This window comes from Achromobacter sp. Marseille-Q4962, from assembly GCF_943737005.1.
Classification (GTDB): Bacteria; Pseudomonadota; Gammaproteobacteria; order Burkholderiales; family Burkholderiaceae_B; genus Achromobacter.
In genome coordinates this window covers 64,935-79,728 of record NZ_CALSFU010000003.1, presented here as the reverse complement: position 1 = coordinate 79,728, position 14,794 = coordinate 64,935, and the positions used below count along the sequence as shown (strand labels likewise).

Annotated in this window: 12 protein-coding genes and 3 tRNA genes; 7 read left to right on the top strand and 8 right to left on the bottom strand. The window is 69.0% G+C overall.

Going from position 1 to position 14,794, the window contains the following annotated elements; genetic code table 11:
- Window positions 1-58 precede the first annotated feature (58 nt).
- From NGJ44_RS03290 to panB, 3 genes are all read left to right on the top strand, one after another.
- On the top strand, window positions 59-244 hold the full coding sequence (locus NGJ44_RS03290; protein WP_251863107.1) for a hypothetical protein: 186 nt from the start codon (window positions 59-61) through the stop codon (window positions 242-244).
- Window positions 245-425: 181 nt separating this feature from the next.
- Window positions 426-1,328 (top strand): hypothetical protein, encoded by a 903-nt coding sequence (locus NGJ44_RS03285; RefSeq protein ID WP_251863106.1) that lies wholly within the window; start codon window positions 426-428, stop codon window positions 1,326-1,328.
- 100 nt (window positions 1,329-1,428) lie between these two features.
- Window positions 1,429-2,259: a 3-methyl-2-oxobutanoate hydroxymethyltransferase gene (gene panB, locus NGJ44_RS03280; protein WP_251863105.1), complete on the top strand. Its 831-nt coding sequence runs from the start codon at window positions 1,429-1,431 to the stop codon at window positions 2,257-2,259.
- Between the two features lie 177 nt (window positions 2,260-2,436).
- On the opposite strand, the gene NGJ44_RS03275 is transcribed toward panB, so the two are convergent.
- From NGJ44_RS03275 to egtD, 3 genes are all read right to left on the bottom strand, one after another.
- Window positions 2,437-2,513 (bottom strand) — tRNA-Met (locus NGJ44_RS03275).
- 145 nt (window positions 2,514-2,658) lie between these two features.
- Window positions 2,659-3,972 carry an ergothioneine biosynthesis protein EgtB gene (gene egtB / locus NGJ44_RS03270; protein ID WP_251863104.1) on the bottom strand — a complete coding sequence of 438 codons (1,314 nt, stop codon included), beginning with the start codon at window positions 3,970-3,972 and terminating at the stop codon, window positions 2,659-2,661.
- Window positions 3,973-4,052: 80 nt separating this feature from the next.
- A complete protein-coding gene (gene egtD / locus NGJ44_RS03265) occupies window positions 4,053-5,027 on the bottom strand; it encodes an L-histidine N(alpha)-methyltransferase (protein ID WP_251863103.1) in 975 nt (324 codons plus the stop codon).
- A 313-nt stretch (window positions 5,028-5,340) separates the two neighbouring features.
- Here egtD and NGJ44_RS03260 point away from each other — a divergent pair, with 313 nt between their 5' ends.
- Window positions 5,341-5,676, top strand: a complete 336-nt coding sequence (locus NGJ44_RS03260) for an ElaB/YgaM/YqjD family protein (RefSeq protein ID WP_251863102.1) — start codon at window positions 5,341-5,343, stop codon at window positions 5,674-5,676.
- A gap of 118 nt (window positions 5,677-5,794) precedes the next feature.
- Here NGJ44_RS03260 and NGJ44_RS03255 read toward each other — a convergent pair whose 3' ends face one another.
- The 3 genes from NGJ44_RS03255 to NGJ44_RS03245 form a co-directional block, all read right to left on the bottom strand.
- The gene (locus NGJ44_RS03255) at window positions 5,795-7,450 is read right to left on the bottom strand and encodes an FMN-binding glutamate synthase family protein (RefSeq protein ID WP_053245304.1); all 1,656 of its coding nucleotides are present in this window, start codon (window positions 7,448-7,450) and stop codon (window positions 5,795-5,797) included.
- Between the two features lie 212 nt (window positions 7,451-7,662).
- A complete protein-coding gene (locus tag NGJ44_RS03250) occupies window positions 7,663-8,886 on the bottom strand; it encodes a YeeE/YedE family protein (RefSeq protein WP_251863101.1) in 1,224 nt (407 codons plus the stop codon).
- 152 nt (window positions 8,887-9,038) lie between these two features.
- The gene (locus tag NGJ44_RS03245) at window positions 9,039-9,983 is read right to left on the bottom strand and encodes an AEC family transporter (RefSeq protein WP_251863100.1); all 945 of its coding nucleotides are present in this window, start codon (window positions 9,981-9,983) and stop codon (window positions 9,039-9,041) included.
- A 141-nt stretch (window positions 9,984-10,124) separates the two neighbouring features.
- On the opposite strand from NGJ44_RS03245, the gene NGJ44_RS03240 reads away from it, so the two are divergent.
- Window positions 10,125-10,577, top strand: a complete 453-nt coding sequence (locus tag NGJ44_RS03240; protein ID WP_053245302.1) for a GNAT family N-acetyltransferase — start codon at window positions 10,125-10,127, stop codon at window positions 10,575-10,577.
- 223 nt (window positions 10,578-10,800) lie between these two features.
- Here the strand turns inward: NGJ44_RS03240 and NGJ44_RS03235 are convergent.
- Window positions 10,801-10,885: transfer RNA gene (locus tag NGJ44_RS03235), tRNA-Leu, on the bottom strand.
- 242 nt (window positions 10,886-11,127) lie between these two features.
- Between NGJ44_RS03235 and NGJ44_RS03230 the strand changes: the two genes are divergently transcribed.
- Complete coding sequence (locus tag NGJ44_RS03230) at window positions 11,128-11,751, top strand: tRNA-uridine aminocarboxypropyltransferase (RefSeq protein WP_053245306.1); 624 nt, start codon at window positions 11,128-11,130, stop codon at window positions 11,749-11,751.
- Between the two features lie 187 nt (window positions 11,752-11,938).
- Here the strand turns inward: NGJ44_RS03230 and NGJ44_RS03225 are convergent.
- Window positions 11,939-12,023 (bottom strand) — tRNA-Leu (locus NGJ44_RS03225).
- 182 nt (window positions 12,024-12,205) lie between these two features.
- Between NGJ44_RS03225 and rnr the strand changes: the two genes are divergently transcribed.
- Window positions 12,206-14,671, top strand: a complete 2,466-nt coding sequence (gene rnr / locus NGJ44_RS03220) for a ribonuclease R (RefSeq protein ID WP_053245301.1) — start codon at window positions 12,206-12,208, stop codon at window positions 14,669-14,671.
- Window positions 14,672-14,794 lie beyond the last annotated feature (123 nt).

Below are 14,794 nucleotides of genomic sequence, written 5' to 3'. Positions count from 1 at the left end.
GAACGGCGATTGCTGCTAGCCGCCGCGACGCGCGATTCACGCGCAAGCGGAGGCCATCATGCCCGATCCCACGCACCGCAACCCCGGCTCCCCCGACGACGCGCCGCCCGACGACCCCGTGCAGCCGGGCCGCGACCGGCCCGACGATCCCCGGCCCGATCCGGGCCGCCCGCCCGACGATCCGGATGGCGGCCCGCTGCCGCCGCCCGATCCCGCGCGGCCGCGCGACATCGATCTGGCCTGAATCCCGCCCGCCGGGCGGGATGTTCCTTTTTTCCATTTTTCCAAGGAGGCAATCATGCGCGCCATTCTGCTTTGGCTGCTGGGCGTTCCCATTCCCATCATCATCCTGCTGGCCCTGTTCTGGCATTGAGTTCCTGCGCCGTCGCCGTTCTTACCTACCTGAAGATGAAGAAGGAATGACCATGGAAAACGCCTCTTGCGCTGGCACGCACCCCTATGGCGCCAGTCTTGCTCCCCCGGAATCGGCACGCTCGGCGGTGTCATGGGCCGCGGTGTTCGCGGGCGCCGTCATTGCCGCCGCGCTCTCGCTCGCGCTGTTCGCCGGCGGCGCCGGCCTCGGGTTTCTTTCGGTGTCGCCGTGGGCGGGCGAAGGGGCCTCGGCGCCCGCCGTCGGCGCCGGCCTCATCGGATGGACCTTCTTCACGCAGATCGTGGCCTACGGCATCGGCGGCTATGTGGCGGGCCGGCTGCGCACCAAATGGGCGGACGCGCATTCCGACGAGGTGTATTTCCGCGACACCGCCCACGGCTTCCTGGTGTGGGCACTGAGCGCGGTCGTGAGCGCCGCGCTGCTGGGCTCCGCCCTGGCCACGCTGGCGTCGGGCGCGGCCAAGGTCGGGGTGTCGGTCGCCGCCGGCGCCGGCATGGCCGCGACCGCCGCGGCCGGGGCCGCGGCGTCGGGAGGCGGCATGGAGCGGTCGGCGGGATACCTGGCCGACACGCTGTTGCGGTTCGGGCAGCCGGACGCCGCGGGCGACCGGAACGCAGCCCGCGCCGAGGTCGCGCGCATCGTGGCGGTGAGCGTGGCCCGCGGCGACATGACGCAGCAAGACCGCGACTACGTGGCCAAGGTCGTGGCCGCGCAGGCCGGGCTCGATCCGCAGGCCGCGCAAAAACGGGTCGACCAGGCAATGCAGGAGGCCAGGCAGGCCGCGGACGAAGCCAGGCAGAAGGCCAAAGAGGCCGCCGACGCGGCCCGCAAGACCGCCGCGGCGCTTGCGCTCTGGGGTTTCGCCTCCATGCTGGTGGGCGCTTTCGTGGCCAGCCTGTGCGCGACCTGGGGCGGCCGCCGCCGGGACAGCTGAGGCCGGCCTCTCGTCGGATCCGGCTGATGGTCCTCCGGCGCCGGCGGGCGGCTCGACGCTACCATAGGCGGTTTCGACGAACCGCGATCCGGGGGGAGCCATGAGCGCACAGCAAGCGCAGACGCGCAAGACCATTCCTGACATCCGCCAGGCCAAGGGGCCGGGCAAAGTGGTGGCACTGACGGCGTACACCGCGCCCATGGCCCGCCTGCTCGATCCGCATGCGGACCTGCTGCTGGTCGGCGATTCGCTCGGCATGGTGGTGTACGGGCTGCCCAGCACCCTGGGCGTGACGCTGGATATGATGATCGCGCACGGAGCGGCCGTGGTGCGCGGTTCTTCGCTGGCTTGCGTGGTGGTGGATCTGCCGTTCGGCAGTTACCAGGCATCTCCCGCACAGGCTTTCGAGGCATCCGCCCGCGTCCTGGCCGAAACCGGGGCGCAGGCCGTCAAGCTCGAGGGCGGTGCGGAAATGGCCGATACCGTGCACTTCCTGGCGACGCGCGGCGTGCCGGTGGTCAGCCATATCGGCCTGATGCCGCAGCAGGTCCATGCCGTGGGCGGCTACAAGGCGCAGGGCATGCAGAGCGACCGCGGCGCGCGCATCGTGAGCGACGCACGGGCGCTCGAAGCCGCCGGTGCCTTTGCCCTGGTGGTCGAGTGCACCGCCGAGCCGGTCGCCCGTCAGGTGACCGAGGCCCTGCGCATCCCCGTGATCGGCATCGGCGCCTCGCCGGCCTGCGACGGACAGATCCTGGTGGTCGACGACATGCTGGGCATGTCCGGCGCGCGCGTGCCGCGCTTCGTCAGGCAATACGCGCAACTGGGCGCCGAGATTTCCGGGGCCGCGGCGCGCTACGCGCAAGACGTGCGCGCCGGCGCGTTTCCGGCGGCCGAGCATTGCTTCGGGGTGGGAAACAGGAAGGCGTAGGGGAGGGGCGTGGCCCGGAAGGGGCTCTTGGGGCTCCCAGGGCTGGGGCACCCGGCGTTTTCGCGCGGGCAGGGTTCAAGAGCCCCTGACGGAAAGCCCCGGCAACGAAAGCGCCAGACAAAGAAAAACGTCAGACAAAGAAAAAACGCCCACTCGCGTGGGCGCTTCGGTATTCCTTGGTGGCGCATCCCTGATTCGAACAGGGGACCTGCGGATTATGATTCCGTCGCTCTAACCGGCTGAGCTAATGCGCCATTCGTTCTTGCCCGGCCCGCGATCAACGATCCGCTATGAGCTGACCCGCTAAATGGCGGCCCTGGCTAACGAAGAAAGAAATTCTAGCACGAAAGAAAAATGCCATGCAACAGGGCGGCCCCGAAATTTTTCCGCGCCGTTTTTCTAGGCGTCGCGGGCGAGCCGGATGCCGGTGAACTGCCAGCGCGCCTCGGGCGGGAAGAAGTTGCGGTAACTGGGCCGCAGGTGGCCGCGCGGGGTGGCGCAGGAGCCGCCGCGCAGCACGTACTGGTTGCACATGAATTTGCCGTTGTACTCGCCGACGGCGCCGGGATCGGGCCGGAATCCCGGATAGGCGCCGTAGGCGCTGCAGGTCCATTCCCAGGTGTCGCCGTACATCTGCACCGGGCCGCGGTGTTCCTTGCGCGGCGGGGCGGGGCGCGGATCCAGGTGTCCGCTTTCGAGCAGGTTGGCGCGCAAGGCGTGCACGCTGGCGGGCAGGCGCCGGCAGGCATGCTCCCATTCGGCTTCGCGCGGCAGACGCACGCGCGCCCAGCGCGCGTAGGCGTCGGCCTCGTAGTAGCTGACATGAGTGACAGGGGCCTGCAATTCCAGCTCCTGCATGCCGTGCAGGGTGAAGACGCGCCACTGGTCGCGCTGGCCGTGCCAGTACAGCGGGGCCTCCCAGCCTTCGGCGCACACGCGTTCCCATCCCAACGAAAGCCAGAGCTCAGGCCGGCGGTAGCCGCCGTCGCGGATGAATTCGAGGTATTCGTGCTGGGTTACCAGCCTGTCGGCCAGGTAGTAGGGCTGCAGCAGCACCTCGTGCGCCGGCCCCTCGTTGTCGAAGGCGAAGCCCGTGCCGTCGTGGCCGATGCGCGTCGCGCCGCCGTCAAAGCGCGTCCAGCCCGCCGGCGTGCCGGGCGGCAGCGCCGGCGAGCCGGCGGGCGCGTAGGCGGGCCGCAGCGGATTGGCATGGAAGAGGTGCTTGACGTCGGTGAGGATCAGCTCCTGGTGCTGCTGTTCGTGGTTCAGTCCGAGCGCCAGCAGCGCGTCGAAGGCCGGCTCTCCGCCCAGGCGGCCGATGAGGGCGCGCATGCCTTCGTCCACGTGCCGGCGGTACTCCAGGATCTCCGCCAGGGCGGGGCGCGTGAGCAGCCCGCGCTGGGGCCGCGGATGCTTGTCGCCGATCGCGTTGTAGTACGAGTTGAACAGCATGCGGTATTGCGGATGGAAGGCGGCGCGCGAAGGCAGGAAGCGGCTCAGCAGGAAGGTCTCGAAAAACCAGGTGGTGTGGGCCAGGTGCCATTTGACCGGGCTGCAGTCGGGCATGGACTGCGCCTGGCAGTCTTCCGCGCCGAGCGGCGCGGCCAACGTCATGCTGGTCGCGCGCACGGCGTCGTATTGCTCGTGCAGGCCGGGTTGGCCGGCAGCCTGGGCGGCGCCGGCGGCATGGGTGAGCAGGCAGGCGGATTCCATCGCGATCCTCCAGGAGCATGGCGGCGCGGGCCGCGTTGTTTCCGACGCCGGAGCGGGGGGCCAGAGGCGCGTTGACGGCCCTAGGCGCGGGCGCCGAACACCGAGAACCAGCCGCGCGAGTCCGACCAGTGCCGCACGCTGGCAAAGCCGGCGCGTTCGAGCAGCGCGGTAAACGCTTGCGGCGTGAACTTGTACGAGTTTTCCGTATGGATGCGCTCGCCCGCGGCGAACAGGCGTTCTCCTTCCGGCCAGGCGACGCGCACGTTCCGGCGGGCTTCCAGGTGCATTTCGATGCGGGAGCGCCGGCGGTCGAACAGCGCGACGTGGCGCCAGTCGTCCACGTCGAAATCGGCGTCCAGCACGGCGTTGACGTGCCGCAGCAGGTTCAGGTTGAAGGCGGCGGTGAGGTGCAGCGCGTCGTCGTAGGCCGGCTCCAGGATGGCGCTGGACTTGACGAGATCGACGCCGACCAGCAGCCCGCCGTCGGGGCACAAGGCGCGGATGCGTTCGAGCATGGCCAGCGCGCCGTCGGGATCCAGGTTGCCGATGCTGGAGCCCGGGTAGAAAAAAAGCCTGCCGGCTTCCGGGATGTCCGCGGGCAGGCTCAGCGATTGCGAGAAATCCTGGCCCAGGGGCGTGATGCGCAGCTCGGGATACGAAAGCCGCAGCCGCCGCACGGCGGCCTGCAGGTAGTCCGCCGAAATGTCCACTGGCACGTAATGCCGCGGGCGCAAGGCGGGAAACAGGCGCTCGGCCTTGGCGCAGTCGCCAGCGCCCAGGTCCACCAGGGTTTGCGCCGTGCCGGCGTGGCGCGCGATGTCCGCGCCGTGCCGTTCGAAGATCTCGGCTTCGCAGCGCGTGGGGTAGTACTCGGGAAGCTGGGTGATGGCGGAGAAGAGCGACGAGCCCAGCGCGTCGTAGAGGAACTTGGGGTCGATGTGGGCGGGCCGGTCGAGCAGCCCGGCCTGCAGCTCGCGCTGGTCGGCCTGCCGGGGCAGGCGCGGCGCGGAGGCTTCCGTCGGCGGACAGGCAAGCAGCGCGGAGGGGGAAACCATGCGTTCAGCTCCTTTTCGAGGCCGGTGAAGCGCATTGCAAAAGTCTATTGTGCTTGCCGCAGGGGTTGCGGTGTCAAGCGCCCGGCTTTTCGAGCAAAGGACTTTTACGAATTCGCGGGCGCCGATGCCGGCATCGGGCCGCCGGGCGGCGCTGAAATATCGGTTTACTGCTGGTTGCCAAACCGTGGGGCGCGCTGGCGCATTTGGGGGCCACAATGCCTGCAAGGGTTCGCGTTCGCGTTCGCGCCGGCGCCGGCAGGCAGCTTGCGCCCGCGCGGCCGGACCGTCCTGCAACCGGATTGAAGGAGCGGCTATGAATCGAAAGCACCAACGCGCCGAAATGGCCTTGCATCGCGAGCGGGTCAGCGACAGCTTGCATGAGCTGCTGGCGGGCACGGAAGACCTGTTGCGTTCGACGGCTTCCTATACCGGCTCCGAGATCGAGGCGGCGCGTTCGCGCCTGAAGCGCCAGCTTGCGGACCTGCGCGATTCCGCGGGCGAATGGGAAGGGGTTGCGCGGGAGCGCGCGCGCCGCGCCCGTGCCCGCGCCGACGACTATGTGCATGAGAACGCGTGGAAATCGGTCGGCCTGGCGGCGCTCGTGGGCATATTGGCGGGCTTCTGCCTGCTGGCGGGCAGCCGCCGCTAGGAACGGCCGCGGGCTGCGCGCCATGCACGGGGGCCGGGGCATGGCGCGAGCGGGGCGCGGGCGGCCGCGCCATGGAAATTGTTTTCGAGAATGCTTGAGCGCTGGCTGCAGGGGCGCGTCAGGCGGGCGCGCCCCGCGGCTGGCCCTGCGCCAGCGCGCTGACGAGATCCTGGGCCGGCTGGAAGGAATGCGCCTGGGCCATGGCCCAGCCCGTGCGGAACACCTGATGGCGGAATTCGCCGCGCAGCAGCTCGCCGGGCCGCAGCTCGGGGAACAGGGCGGAGAGCAGGCGGATTTCGCTGGGGGAGATGCGCCGGGCGATATGGTGCGGCCTGAGCTGCCCCGGATGCGTGAGGCCGGCGGCGCCCAGCAGTTCGGCCAGGGCGTGCAGGGTGTTGCGATGGAAGTTGGCCACGCGCTGGGCCTTGTCGGGCACCACCAGTGCGCGCTGCCGCAGCGGATCCTGCGTGGTGACGCCGGTGGGGCATTTGCCGGTGTGGCAGGCCTGCGCCTGGATGCAGCCGATGGCGAACATGAAGCCGCGCGCGGCGTTGCACCAGTCCGCGCCCATCGCCATGACGCGCGCCATGTCGAAAGCGGTAATGATCTTGCCGGAGGCGCCCAGCTTGATCCGGTCGCGCAGGTTGACGCCCACCAGCGTGTTGTGCACCAGACGCAGGGCCTCGCGCAGCGGCGTGCCGACGTGGTCCACGAATTCCACGGGCGCCGCGCCGGTGCCCCCTTCGGCGCCGTCCACCACGATGAAGTCGGGGGTGATGCCGGTTTCGAGCATGGCCTTGACGATGGCGAACCACTCCCAGGGGTGGCCCACGCACAGCTTGAATCCCACGGGCTTGCCGCCGGAGAGTTCGCGCAGCCGGGCCACGAACTTCATCAGCCCGATCGGCGTGTCGAAGGCGGAGTGACTGGCGGGAGAGTTGCAGTCCTGCCAGGGCGTCACGCCGCGCGCCTCGGCGATCTCGGGCGTGACCTTCGCGCCCGGCAGAATGCCGCCGTGGCCGGGCTTGGCGCCCTGCGACAGCTTGATCTCGATCATCTTCACCTGCGGCGTACAGGCGTTCCTGACGAAAGCTTCTTCGGAGAAGGCGCCGTGCTCGTCGCGGCAGCCGAAGTAGCCCGAGCCGATGTTCCAGATCAGGCTGCCGCCCGGCTGGCGATGATGGCGGCTGATGCCGCCTTCGCCCGTGTCGTGCGCGAAATCGCCCTGCCGGGCGCCTTCGTTGAGCGCCAGCACGGCATTGGCCGACAGCGCCCCGAAGCTCATGGCGGAGATGTTGAACACCGACATCGAATAGGGCTGCAGGCAGTCGGGGCCGCCGACCATGACGCGGAAATCGGTGTCGCCGACGTGGGTGGGCGACAGCGAGTGGTTGATCCACTCGTAGCGGTCGCCGTACACGTCTTCCTGCGTGCCGAAGGGGCGCTTGTCGATTTCGCGCTTGGCCCGCTGGTACACGATGGAGCGCTGGGCGCGGGAGAAGGGCGCGGCCTGCGTGTCGTCTTCCAGGAAATACTGGCGGATCTCCGGGCGGATGAATTCGAAGAGGAACCGCAGATTGCCCAGCACGGGATAGTTGCGCCGGATGGCGTGGCGCGTCTGGACCAGGTCGTAGACGCCCAGCAGCGCGAGCAGCCCGAGCGGGACGGCGGCCCACAGCCAGGCGGAGGTGTGCGCGGCGCTCAGCGCGCCCGTGACGACGGCGCCTGCGGCGACCAGGAAAAAAGCGGTATAGCGGCCTGCGATCCAGCGCATGGGCGTGTCTCCGTGTGGCGAGATGCTGCAACCATACACCAGGAAGCCAGCGGCCCCGGCGCTGTTGCTGGGGGCGCCGGGGCTGGGGCTGCGCTTCCCCGCCAGGGCGCCTGCCGGTCGCCAGGCCTTGCGGGGCGCGGCCTGCAAGGCATCAGGGCGCCGCCCAAGACAATGGCCCCCGCGAGCGGGGGCCATTCGTGGAATTCTGTTTTTCAGCAGCTCGACGCAGGCGGCGTTTTTTCCACCGCCAGGCCGAAGGCCGGGCGCAGGCGCACGCCCAGCGCGCTGCCGGCGAAGGCGGCCGGCAGCCACAGCCACGCGTGCAGGCTGCCCGACAGGATGCCGCTGAAATAGGCGCCGATATTGCAGCCGAAGGCCAGGCGCGCGCCATAGCCCAGCAGCAGGCCGCCGATGACGGCCCCGGCCAGCGAGCGCGCGGGCACTTTCCAGACGGGGGCGAATTTGCCCGCGGCGCTGGCGGCGGCCAGGGCGCCCAGCATCAGCCCGATGTCCATGACCGTGGTCACGTCGCGGCTCAGCGGCTGCGCGAGCGCTGTCTGCCTGGTCCAGTATGTCCAGGTCGCCACGTCGGAGCCCAGCGCGTCCAGCGTCTTGGCGCCCCACAGGGCGAACGCCGAGGTGATGCCCCAGGGGCGGCCGGCCAGCGCCAGGGTGGCGAAGTTCAGCGCCACCAGCGCCACGCCGCCCCACAGCAGCGGCCAGGGGCCCTGCAGCAGCGTGGCCGGGCGGCTGGTGCGCGAGGCAAAGGAAATCACGTGGCCGTGGCGGCGCTTTTCGAGCCGCGTGGCTACCCAGGCGATGAGCGCGAAAACCGCCAGGTTGGCGACCAGCGCCGGCGCCAGCCCCCAGGTCTTGATCAGCGAGGTGGGCGCCAGCGCGGGCAGGTGGGACCACCAGTCGAAGTGCGCCGTGCCCAGCACCGAGCCCACGATGAAGAACAGCAGCGTGACCACCATCCGGGTGTTGCCCCCGCCCACGGCGAACAGCGTGCCCGAGGCGCAGCCGCCGCCCAGCTGCATGCCGATGCCGAACAGGAACGCGCCCAGCAGCACCGACACGCCCGGAGGCGACACGAGGCCGTTGACCGGCTGGCCGAACAGGGTGCCCTGCGCCAGGAAGGGGAAAAACAGCAGCACGCCCACGCCCAGCATGAACATCTGCGCGCGCAGGCCGGCGCCGCGGCGGTCCGAGACGAACACGCGCCAGGCCTGGGTGAAGCCGAATGACGCATGGTAGAGCGTGACGCCGAGCAGCGCGCCCACGATCCAGAGGGCGCTTTGCCGCCAGCTCACGGCTTGCAGCAGGTAGGCCGCGCCCGCCAGCACCAGCAACAGCGCCGCCAAGAGGGGCTTGCGGTTGATCTGGACGGGCGGCAGGGCCGAAGGCAGGGGCAGGGCGGACGCGTTGGTGCTCATGACGATGGGGATCCCGGGGGAGAAAAGGGAAACGCAAACGGGCGCGTCTCCGCACCCGTTTCCGATACGCGCAGTCTAGCGCGGGGTTTTAATTCCTCAAAACACTTATTTATGATTGATAAATAACTATTGGTAATAAGATGGCGCGCGGCTCATGCCGGGGGATGGGCGCTGATCCAGGCCACCAGCAGGCTGACGGTCAGGATGGAACCCACCGTCGACACCAGGATGGCGCGCGAGGTGGCGCGCGCGTCGCGGCCGTACATCTGCGCCAGCATGAAAGGGCCGGTGCCAATGGGCAGGGCGCTCATCAGCACGGCGGTCCAGGCCCACAGCGGCGGCATCGAAAATACCTGGAACGCGAGCAGCGCCGTGGCCAGGGGCTGCAGCAGCAGCTTGCCGGCCACGAGTTTCAGCACGCCGCGGCCCGCGGCCGAGGTTTCCGTTTGGGCCAGGAACAGCCCGATGGTCACCAGCGCGCATGGGCTGGCCGAAGCGCCCAGCAGATCGAGGTAGCGGTCCAGCCCGGAAGGCAGCGCCAGGCCGGTGGTGGACCAGATCATGCCCAGCACCGGCGCGGCCAGCAGCGGGTTGCGCATCAGCGCGCGCCCCACCCTGAGCAGGGTGGGGCCCAGATGCGGGGTCTGCTGGCGGTCGTATTCGATGAGGGCGATGGCGAAGCCGAACAGCACGCTGGCCGTCAGCAGCGTGGTGAAGGTGGCCGGCGCCAGGCTGTCGGCCCCGAACAGCGCCAGGCAGAGCGGAATGCCCATGTAGCCGGCGTTGGCGTAGGACGCCGCCAGTCCTTCGATACTGCGGTCGGTCAGCGCGCGCGCCGCGCCGCGGCGGTCCATGAAGGCGGCGGCGAACGTGACGGCAATGCCGCCTGCGAACGCGCCCACGAATCCCCAGTGCGCCATGTGCGCCAGGTCCACCTGCGTCATGGCGCGAAACAGCAGCGCGGGCAGCGAGAGGTAGACCACATAGCGGTTGAGCGCGTCCGTGGCGCCGCTGCCCAGGATCCGCCAGCGCGCCGCCAGCCAGCCTGTGAGAATCAGGGCGAAGACGGGCAGGGCGGCGGTGATGACGGCGTTCATGGAAACGGCGGGAGCGGCGCAAAGGCGCACATTCTACTGGGCGGGGCGCCGGGCGGTTCCGCGCGCCGCGCATCCCTGCGAGAATGCCGGTAGCTATCGGTATCTGTTATCCGTATTTCAATTGCTGCAAAAGGAGCCGGCATGTCAGCCTCGCAACCCGACAACATAAGCATCAGACTGGGCACCTGGGATCGCCTGCGCGATGACGCGTCCGCGGTGCGCCACGAAGTATTCGTCGTGGAGCAGAACGTGCCTCCCGAAGTCGAGATGGACGATGACGACGCCGTGTCGGTCCATGCCGTGGCCTATGGCGAGAACGGCGAGCCGCTGGGCACCGGACGTCTGTTGCCCGATGGCCACATCGGCCGCATGGCCGTGCTGCGCCACGCACGGGGGTTGGGCATCGGCGGCAAGCTGCTCGATGCCTTGATCGAGCAGGGGCACGGCGACGGCCACCGCATGCTCATCCTGCACGCGCAGACCCACGCCACCGGCTTTTACGAGGCGCACGGTTTCGTCGCGCAGGGCGAACCGTTCATGGAGGCGGGCATTTCCCACGTGGTAATGACGCGCGTGCTCGAGCCCCGGGGCTGACCGGACGCGCCCCGGCGAGGGGCGCGGGCTTGCGCGGCGGAGGGCTTTCCGCAGCGCCTTCGCCACAGTATTCCGCGCGCATCTGCCCCGCGCGCCTGCCTTTGCGTTCTTGCTTTCGCGCTTCTGCTCCTGGCTTGTTTCGGCGCAAAAGAAAAAAACCCCGGACGCTTTCGCGTACGGGGTTTTCTTGGCGCATCACGCTGGTAATTCGTGATGTGGTAATTGGTGCCCAGGAGAGGACTCGAACCTCCACACCTTGCGGCACATGGACCTGAACCATGCGCGTCTACCAATTCCGCCACCTGGGCGCTGTTGCCTTGCGTTGCGGCGTTGCTTTGTAAGCGGCGCCTCGTGCCCGGCAGCAGAGAAACGAAATTATGCATAGTTTTCCGGAAGTGCGCAAGCGGCGCAAAAAAATTTTGCGGGCCGCTTGCGCAAGGCGAGCGGGGCAGCGAGCGGCGGGGGCGGCGGCATGTGGCAGACTGCGGATCTGCGCTGCCTTGTGGCTGCCGCGTTCCCTTCCGCTTTTCTTTTTCCGCGTTCCGTTGCCGTGTCCCGTTCCGTATGCCCGCGCTGCGCCCGTCCCCGGCCGCTCTGCCTGTGCCCGCTGATTCCGAGCCTGTCCAGCCGCACCCGGGTGCTGGTGCTGCAGCACCCCTCCGAATCGCGGCATGCGCTCAACACCGCCAGGCTGGCGGTGCTGGGCCTGGAGCGGGCCCGCCTGCTGGTCGGCGCGCAATTCGGGCCGCAGGCGTGGGAGGCGCCGGGCCTGCGCAGCGTGCTGCTGTTTCCCGGGGAGTCGTCCCAGCCCCTGGCGGCGGCGTCCGGCGACGGTCCGTTGCAGCTCATCGTGCTGGACGGCACCTGGAAGCAGGCGCGGAAAATGCTGCGCGACAATCCGGAACTGGCGGCGCTGCCCCGCGCGCATCCGCCCATGGAGCCGGCGGGCGCGGCCTCGCGCTACCGCGTGCGCCATGCCGACCTGCCGGGAGCGCTCTCCAGTATCGAGGCCATCGTGCGGGCGCTCAATGTGCTGGAGGCGCCCGCGGCGTACGATGCCTTGCTCAGGCCGTTCGAGGCGCTGGTCGACGCGCAGATCCGGGCCATGGGGCAGGATACGTATGAGCGTCACCACCTGCGCCGCAGCCCGGGCCGCAAAGGCCGGCAGGCGTAGGGCGGCAGGAGCAGGAGCGGCGTCCCGGCGGGGGCAGGGAGCAGGCAGGAGGAGCAAGAGCGGCTGGCCGGAAAGCGCAGCGGAAATGCAAAAGCCCCGCGGGTCGGCCGCGGGGCTTTCGAGGGTGTCCGGAAGCTTCCGGATACCGCTGGCGTTGCGGCAAGGCCGCAGCGCCTGGAAAATTCTGTGGTGCCCAGGAGAGGACTCGAACCTCCACACCTTGCGGCACATGGACCTGAACCATGCGCGTCTACCAATTCCGCCACCTGGGCACTGAATGCGACCGGGTTTGTCCGCCGGTGTTTTCATGTTTTTCGCCGTGTTTCCCATGCATGGTCGAGCCATGAAAAACTAGCTATGAAAGCACACAAGCTATAAACTCTGGTCTTTCTGCTTCAGTGTTCAGCCTTGGGCGAACCACAGAAGCTGCGCATTATAAACGGAAATTTTAGCTTTGGCAAAAAGATCGAATAACGACTCGAATAACAACAGATCAACACCCTTGCCCGAAGCCCCGCCGGACTTCGACCCCGATGTTCCGTCCCGTGAAGCCATCCTGAAAGCGCTGCGTTCGGCGGGAGCGCCGCTCTCGCCGCAGGAACTGGCCAATCGCATGGGCGTGGAGCGGCCGGCAACGGTGACGGGGTTCGAGCGCCGCCTGGCCGCCATGGAACGCGACGGCCAGTTGCTGCCCAACCGCAAGGGCGTGCTGTTGCTCGCCACCAAACTCGATTTCATCGCCGGCAAGGTGCTGGGGCACCGCGACGGCTTCGGCTTTCTGCTGCGCGACGACGGCGGGCCGGATCTGTTCCTGTCGCCGCGCGAAATGCTCAAGGTGCTGCACGGCGACCGCGTGCTGGTCAAGCCCACGGGCGAATACCGCGGCAAGCCCGAGGGCACCATCGTCGAAGTCATCGAGCGCCGCACCAACAAGCTGGTGGGCCGCTTCCTGCACGAGCACGGCCTGTCCATCGTCGTGCCCGAAGACCAGCGCATCAAGCACGACATTCTCATCCCGCCCGGCGACACCAACGGCGCCCAGCACGGCCAGGTGGTGTCGGTTGAGATCATCGCCCAGCCCACCCGGCACACGCAGCCGCTGGGCCGGGTGTCCGAAGTGCTGGGCGAGATCGACGATCCCGGCATGGAGATCGAGATCGCGGTGCGCAAGTTCGACGTGCCCGTCGAATTTTCCGAGGCGGCGCGCAAGCAGGCCGCCCGGCTGCCCGACTCGGTGCGCAAATCCGATCTGAAAGACCGGGTCGACCTGCGCGACGTCCCGTTCATCACCATCGACGGCGAAGACGCGCGCGATTTCGACGACGCCGTGTATTGCGAGCCGGTCGAGCTGGGCGCCGGGCAGCGCAAGCGCCCGGGCTGGCGCCTGCTGGTGGCCATCGCCGACGTGAGCCACTACGTGCGCCCCGGCGACGCCCTCGACGACGACGCGCTGGAGCGCGGCACCAGCGTCTACTTCCCGCGCCGCGTGATTCCCATGCTGCCGGAGTCGCTCTCCAACGGGCTCTGCTCGCTCAACCCCGACGTCGACCGCCTGGTGCTGGTGTGCGACATGGTCATTCCGGCCACGGGCGCCAAGGCGGGCACGGTGACGGCCTACCAGTTCTTCAATGCGGTCATCCACTCGCACGCGCGCACCACCTACACCAATGTGTGGGAGGCGCTGCAGCAGCCGACCGGGCCCGCCGCGCTGGCGATGCGCGCCGTGCTGCCCCAGGTGCAGCACCTGTACGAGCTCTACCAGCTGCTCGCCCAGGCCCGCCGCAAGCGCGGGGCCATCGACTTCGATACGGTCGAAACCAAGATCGTCTGCAACGAGCTCGGCCGCATCGAACAGATCGTGCCCATGGTGCGCAACGACGCACACAAGCTCATCGAGGAGTGCATGCTGGCGGCCAATACCTGCGCCGCCGACTTCATGACGCGCAGCAAGCACCCGGGCCTGTTCCGCATCCACGAGGGCCCCACGCCCGAGCGCCTGCAGTCGCTGCGCGAGTTCCTGCGCACCCTGGGGCTGTCGCTGGGCGGCGGCGATACGCCCACCGCCAAGGACTACGGCGAGTTCCTCGACAGCGTGCGCGGGCGTCCCGACTATCCGCTGCTGCAGACCATGTGTCTGCGGTCCATGCAGCAGGCCATCTACAGCCCCGACCTGCTCGGCCACTTCGGCCTGGCGTATCCGGGCTACAGCCATTTCACCTCGCCCATCCGCCGCTACCCCGATCTGCTCACGCACCGTGTCATCAAGGCGCTCCTGGCGGGTCAGCGCTATGTGCCCAGCCTGGAAGACCAGCCGGTGGTCATCGGCCGCTCGCAGCGCGAGCACGAGCATGCCATCTGGGAAAAGCTGGGCCTGCTGCTGTCAGCCAGCGAGCGGCGCGCGGACGAGGCTTCGCGCGACGTGGAGGCCTGGCTCAAGTGCTGGTTCGTCAAGGAACGCGTGGGCGAGGATTTCAGCGGCACGGTTACCGGCGTGGCCAGCTTTGGCATCTTCGTCACGCTGGACACGCTGCACGTCGAAGGGCTGGTGCACGTCTCCGAGCTGGGGGGCGAGTATTTCCAGTTCAACGACGCCATGCACGAGCTGCGCGGCGAGCGCACCGGCCTGCGCTACCGGCTCACCGACAAGGTGCAGGTGCAGGTTTCGCGGGTCGATCTCGAGGCGCGGCGCATCGAGTTCCGTCTGGTGCAGGGCACCAGTTTCGACGCCTTGCGCAAAGCCGCCGCGCGCGGCCCCGACGAGCCGCCGCGCCGCGTGAAGAAAGCCGCCGCGCCCAAGCCGGCCGCGCTCAAGGGCCAGACCGCCAGGGAGCGCCGCGCCGAAGCCAAGAAGGCCGGCAAGCCGGCCCAGGCGTCCAAGCGCGCCGCGCCCGCCAAGAAGGCGGCCCGCAAGCGCCACTGACGCGGCGGCAGTCTTCGGCCGGTCCGCTTGTGCGGGCCGGGCGGGGGCTGCGGCAGGCGCTAAGGCGGTAACATTGTCCCTGGCCGGCGCGCTCCGGCCGCCCGCTCCGGGTCCGGCGCGGGA

Bases quoted from the DNA above. Each gene is read 5' to 3' on its own strand.
- NGJ44_RS03290 (WP_251863107.1), top strand. From the start codon at position 59: ATGCCCGATCCCACGCACCGCAACCCCGGCTCCCCCGACGACGCGCCG.
- NGJ44_RS03285 (WP_251863106.1), top strand. From the start codon at position 426: ATGGAAAACGCCTCTTGCGCTGGCACGCACCCCTATGGCGCCAGTCTT.
- panB (WP_251863105.1), top strand. From the start codon at position 1,429: ATGAGCGCACAGCAAGCGCAGACGCGCAAGACCATTCCTGACATCCGC.
- egtB (WP_251863104.1), bottom strand. From the start codon at position 3,972: ATGGAATCCGCCTGCCTGCTCACCCATGCCGCCGGCGCCGCCCAGGCT.
- egtD (WP_251863103.1), bottom strand. From the start codon at position 5,027: ATGGTTTCCCCCTCCGCGCTGCTTGCCTGTCCGCCGACGGAAGCCTCC.
- NGJ44_RS03260 (WP_251863102.1), top strand. From the start codon at position 5,341: ATGAATCGAAAGCACCAACGCGCCGAAATGGCCTTGCATCGCGAGCGG.
- NGJ44_RS03255 (WP_053245304.1), bottom strand. From the start codon at position 7,450: ATGCGCTGGATCGCAGGCCGCTATACCGCTTTTTTCCTGGTCGCCGCA.
- NGJ44_RS03250 (WP_251863101.1), bottom strand. From the start codon at position 8,886: ATGAGCACCAACGCGTCCGCCCTGCCCCTGCCTTCGGCCCTGCCGCCC.
- NGJ44_RS03245 (WP_251863100.1), bottom strand. From the start codon at position 9,983: ATGAACGCCGTCATCACCGCCGCCCTGCCCGTCTTCGCCCTGATTCTC.
- NGJ44_RS03240 (WP_053245302.1), top strand. From the start codon at position 10,125: ATGTCAGCCTCGCAACCCGACAACATAAGCATCAGACTGGGCACCTGG.